The organism is Gemmatimonadaceae bacterium (assembly GCA_035606695.1).
Classification (GTDB): Bacteria; Gemmatimonadota; Gemmatimonadetes; order Gemmatimonadales; family Gemmatimonadaceae; genus JAQBQB01.
In genome coordinates, this window is the sequence record DATNEW010000025.1 from 1 (window position 1) to 5,410 (window position 5,410).

Genomic DNA, 5,410 nt, shown 5'->3' on the forward strand with positions numbered 1-5,410 from the left:
CACGCAGATTCCGACGGTGCTGTCCGTGCTGACGCCGAAGTACCAGGAATACATGGTCCAAGAGGCGTATCACCAGGTGCGCGGCAACGCGCTCTGGCCATCGACGTTCTGCTGGCCGGAAGGCTTCATGCGCCGCTGGTACCCGGCGGCCGTGTGGGAGCACTACGTGATCGCGACGCCGGATCTCGTGAACGTGCGCGCCGGTGTCGCGCGCAACTTCATGCAGGACGTCTACGTCGGCCGCGACTTCAACATGGAAGACGTGGCGAAGGGGGGCGTGCCGCGCCTCGGCGCCGCGGTGCCGCGCTGGTACGGCGACACGATCGGCTTCTGGGACAAAGACGTGCTGATCACGTGGACCAGCAACATCCAGGGCTGGAAGTCGCACTCGGAGTTCGAGTTCTCGAGCAAGCTACAGTCGATCGAGATCTACACTCCGATCCGCGAGGCGGGCAAGTTCATCGGCTTGAACCACGAAACGATCCTCTACGACGAGGACGCGCTGGCGACGCCCGTCCGCATCGTGCGCAACCTGCACAAGATCAACAATTTCACCGACGCCGATGAGACGCCGTATCCGTTCATCGAGTGCGTGCAGACGATCTTCAACGTCAACGGCAAGAACGCGCCGCTGACGCCGGGAGCGAAGCTCGAGTACGAGATGCCCGACATGTACGGCCGTCCCTGGGCGAAGATCTGGAGCGAGAACTTCGAGCAGGGCATGACGAAACCCGAGGACACGTCCGAGGACCTGTTCGATTTCAGTAACAACAAGTAGCGCGCTCGGCGCTCACCGCGAACGCGGTACGGGAGAAGATCGATGACGAAGAACAGCAACCTGGGCCCGAGGCTCGCAGCGCTCGCTTTCGCCGTCGCGATTGCGGCGCCGTTGGCGGCGCAGCAAAGCCCACAGATCGACTTTAAGAGCGTCGGACGCGGCGCGCCCGTCTTGGTCGACGCGGCCGCGTTGCCGGTGATCGGCGCTACTTACGGTGGAGGCTTCGGAGGTCCACCGCCAAACCCAGGCAACCCAGGGAACGTGGGCAACCAAGGGAACGCCGGAAACCAGGGAAACCGCGGTGCCGCGGCGAACCAAGGAGCTCCGCCGCCGAGGCAGTTCATCGGCTCGGCGCCGCCCGGCCAGACGCCGAAAGGCATCGAGCCGCTGCCGCGCGATATGTTCACGTCGGACGACTTCTATAAAGACAAGGACCTCTGGTCCGATCCGCGCTACTGGCGCTGCAACTCGACGGTCGCGATCGAAGACAGCTGGACCGCCCGCGGCGCGATCGGCGACAAGGGTCCTGGCACGATGGGCTGGGGACTTTGCGACAGCGACTATCCGCGCGAAGCGATCGTGAGCCCGTATCCGTTCAAGACGGCGCAGGCGCACTGGGAAGCGCTGAAAGCCGAGACGGCGAAGCGCGGCGGACCGACGCAGCACACGTACGCGACGGTACCCGGCGAGTGGACGGGTCGCTACGGCCGCGGCTTCGGCGAGACCTGGTATAACGCGCGCAAGATGCAGGTCTCGACGATGATGTCGCTGCTGACGCCGAAGTATCAGCAGTACCTCGCGCAGGAGACCTATCACCAGGGCAACACGAACGTCGCGCACTGGCAGTCGCAGTACTGCTGGCCCGAGGGGTTCATGCGGCGCTGGCATGCGGCCGCCGTTCGCGACCACTACATCACGGTGACGCCGCAGCAGGTCCAGCTCATGGCCGGCGTCGCGCGCAACTTCATCACGAATATCCTCATCGGCCGCGAGTTCGACATGTCGGGTGCGACGCCGCGGCTCGGGGCCGATGTGCCGCGCTGGTACGGCGAGACGATCGGCTTCTGGGACAAGGACACGTTGATCACGTGGACGTCGAACGTCGTCGGCTGGAAGGTCCATGCCGGGTTCGAGTACTCGAACAAGATGCAGACGATCGAGATCTACTCGCCGAATCACGACGCGTCCGGCAAGTTCGTGGGCCTTAATCACGAGGCGATCTTCTACGACGAGGACGCGCTCGTGGAGCCGATCCGCATCGTGCGCAACTTCACGAAATCCGGCGAGCTCACGGACGACGCGCCGTACGTCTTCATCGAGTGCGTGCAGACGATCTTTCCGGTCAACGGCAAGGCGACGCCGTTGCCGCCCGGCAGCCACTTCGAGTACGAGGTGCTCGACATGTTTGGCCGGCCGTGGGGCCACCTCTGGGAAGAGTATTACGAGAAGAACATGCAGCGGCCCGACGAAGAGGACATCTTCAACTTCGAAACTCCGCAGCAGTAGCGCGGCCCGGCGCTCGTGCCGCGCGGAATGAGGTTGCGCGTGACTAGTTGCTGGATCGCAGTCGGCGCTGTTGCCGGCGCAAGCATCGCGCCGATGGCGGGCGCGCAACTGCCGGCCGCGGACGATGCGATGACGCTGGCGCGCGAGCTCGTCGCCAAGGTCGAGCAGACCGACGGGTGTGACCTGTCGCTGCACGGGGTGCCGCGGCTCGACGAGTTGACGAATCGCTGGCTGGTCGCTTACTCCGGCGTCGGCCCAGCCTGTGACGACCTCGGCGCGGCGCTACAGCGCGTGGGCCTGGAGGCGGAGATTTCCTTCTATCGCCGACCCAATGACGACGAGCTCATGGCGCTGATCGGCCGGATGCGGGCGTCGGTTCGACAGGGCTACGCCTGCCAGATCGTGTTCAAAGGCGACCCGCAGTTCGACGACGAGTCGGATCTCTGGAACGTGCGCTACTACGCGTCCGGTGAACAGTGCGAGGACGCGAGCGACGAGCTCGAGCGCCAAGGCAAGACGCTGAGGGTAGCGTTCCGCCGCGTGCGTTAGACTCTGCAACCGCCGCTCCACCCTAGGTATCTATTGCGGCAATGCTCCACGACCTGCGCTTCGCGCTCAGAGTCTTACTGAAGAACCGCGCGTTCTCGGCGGTCGTCGTCGTCACGATGGCGCTCGGCATCGGCGTCAACACGGCGATCTTCACGATCATCAATTCCGTTCTATTCAAGGGGATGCCGTTCCCCAATCCCGGCGAGATTGCGTTCATCTCGACGAATCGCGGCGTCTCGTATGCCGACTTCATCGACTATCGCGAGCAGAGCCGGTCGTTCAAAGGCCTGGGTGCATTCACCAACCTGGGCGCGGATCTCAGCGACGGCGACGTCGCCGCCGAGCGCGTGACCGGCGCCCGGATCACCGCGAACACGTTTTCGCTGCTCGGAGCCGTGCCGCTGGTCGGGAGAGACTTCACGCCGCAAGACGAGCAGGCCGGCGCCGATCGAGTCGTGCTGTTGAGCTACGGTCTATGGCAAACGCGTTACTCCGGCGACGCAGGCATCCTCGGTCGTACGATTCGGATCAATCTCGAGGAATACACGGTGGTGGGCGTGATGCGGCCGGGAGAAGGCTTCCCGCAGGACACGCGCCTCTGGATTCCGTTCGTTTCGAACCCGCTCGCGCTACGGCGCGAAAACCGACAGATGGTCGTATTCGCGCGTCTGGGCGAGGGCATCTCGTACGAGCGTGCCGGAGCCGAGCTGACCGGGATAGTGGACGCGCTGGCGGAGGCGTATCCCGAGACCAACAAGGACCTCGTGCCGAGCGTCGCGCCGTACACGGATCGGGGCACGACGGGGCCGATTCGCGTGATTCTGTATTCGCTGCTCGGCGCCGTCTGCTTCGTGTTGCTGATCGCCTGCGCCAACGTCGCGAACCTGCTGCTGTCGCGCGCGATCCAGCGCACGCGCGAGACTTCGGTCCGCACCGCGATGGGCGCGAGCCGTTGGCGCATCGTGAGGCAACTGCTCGTCGAAAGCGTGATGCTGAGCGTGGTCGGCGGAGTGCTCGGCTTGGGTGTGGGCCTGCTCGGAGTTCGCTGGATCGACGTCGCGACCGTGCCGACCGGGAGGCCGTACTGGCTCGACTTCTCGATGGACTATCGCGTTTTCGCGTACTTCGCGGCCGTCTCGATTTTCACGGGCATCTTGTTCGGCCTCGCACCGGCGCTGCAGATCTCCAAGTCGAACGTCAGCGAGAACTTAAAGGAGGGCGGGCGCAGCGGTAGCAGCGGCAAGCGCGCCGGAAGGATGACGGATGTGTTGCTGGTCGGGCAGATCGGCCTGACGATCGTCTTGCTCGTCGGAGCCGGCTTGATGATTCGCAGCTTCTTGATCACGCAGCAGTTCGATATCGGCGTGGACACCGAGAATCTCATCACCGTGCAGGTGACGCTGCCGGCCTCGCGCTATCCGCAACCGGGCGATCGTCAGGCGTTCCAAGAACGGCTCAAGGAAAGACTCCAGACCGTGCCGGGCGTCGATTCGCTGACGATCGTTTCGCAGGCGCCGGCCGCGGGCGCGCAACAAAGAACGCTGAAGATCGAAGGCCGCGACATGACCGACGCGAACAACCGCCTGCCGACGGTGGCGCGCCTCGTCGTCGAGCCCGACTACTTCGACGCGCTCGACCTCTCCATCGCGCGCGGTCGCCGCTTCACCGAAACGGACGGCGCCCCGGGCTCGGAAGCGGCCATCGTGAACGAGGTGTTCGCGGCGCGCTATTTCGAGAACGGGGACCCGCTCGGGAGCCGCATCCGTCTCGGCGAGGACCTCAGTAGAGGCACGGAGGATCTCGCGGCGCCCTGGCTCACGATCGTCGGCGTCAGCCCGCCGGTGTACCAGCAGAGCCCGACTCAAGAGCTTCGTGTGCAGCCCACAGTCTATGTGCCATTCCGCCAAGAGCCGCCGAACGCCTTCACGGTGCTAGCGCGCAGCCGCTTGGCCGGAGACGCGGTCATTCAGGGCATCCGCAGCGAGCTGCGGCAACTGGACGCGGACCTGCCGCTCTACAACATTCGGACGATGGACGACATCCTCGCGCAGCGAAACTGGCCATATCGGATTTTCGGAACGCTGTTCGGCGCGTTCGCCGTGATCGCACTGCTGATCTCGTCGGTCGGCATCTACGCCGTAACCGCGCACGGCGTCGGCCAGAGGACACAGGAGCTCGGCGTGCGCATGGCGCTCGGCGCAGCGCGGCGCGACATTCTGTGGCTCGTGCTCCGGAAGGGCCTTGTGCGGATCGTCATCGGCATGGTGATCGGGGTCGGCGCGGCCGCGGGCGTGAGTAGAGTGCTCTCATCCGTGCTCGTGAACACGACGTCGACGGACCCGGCGACATTCGTTTCGATCTGCCTGCTGCTCGCGGCCGTGACGCTGCTCGCGTGCTTCGTTCCGGCGCGCCGCGCCACGCGGCTGGATCCCGTGAACGCGCTGCGCACGGAGTGAAGCGGCGGACTAGCTGCGGCTCGCTGGGTCCTGTTGCCGCGCGGTACTCGGTCGACCGCGCCTGCGATGGCGCGAGACCGGCGCCGGCACGGCAGCGTAAACCGCGCGAGTATCCTCGATT

4 protein-coding genes are annotated in these 5,410 nt (G+C 65.2%); all 4 read left to right on the top strand.

What is annotated here, in order from left to right:
- The coding region (locus VN706_10970; GenBank protein HXT16142.1) for a hypothetical protein at window positions 1-778 on the top strand (778 nt) is incomplete at its 5' end.
- A gap of 42 nt (window positions 779-820) precedes the next feature.
- On the top strand, window positions 821-2,284 hold the full coding sequence (locus VN706_10975) for a hypothetical protein (GenBank protein ID HXT16143.1): 1,464 nt from the start codon (window positions 821-823) through the stop codon (window positions 2,282-2,284).
- A gap of 27 nt (window positions 2,285-2,311) precedes the next feature.
- Complete coding sequence (locus tag VN706_10980; GenBank protein ID HXT16144.1) at window positions 2,312-2,833, top strand: hypothetical protein; 522 nt, start codon at window positions 2,312-2,314, stop codon at window positions 2,831-2,833.
- Window positions 2,834-2,874: 41 nt separating this feature from the next.
- A complete protein-coding gene (locus VN706_10985; protein HXT16145.1) occupies window positions 2,875-5,289 on the top strand; it encodes an ABC transporter permease in 2,415 nt (804 codons plus the stop codon).
- The last annotated feature ends 121 nt before the right edge of the window (window positions 5,290-5,410 follow it).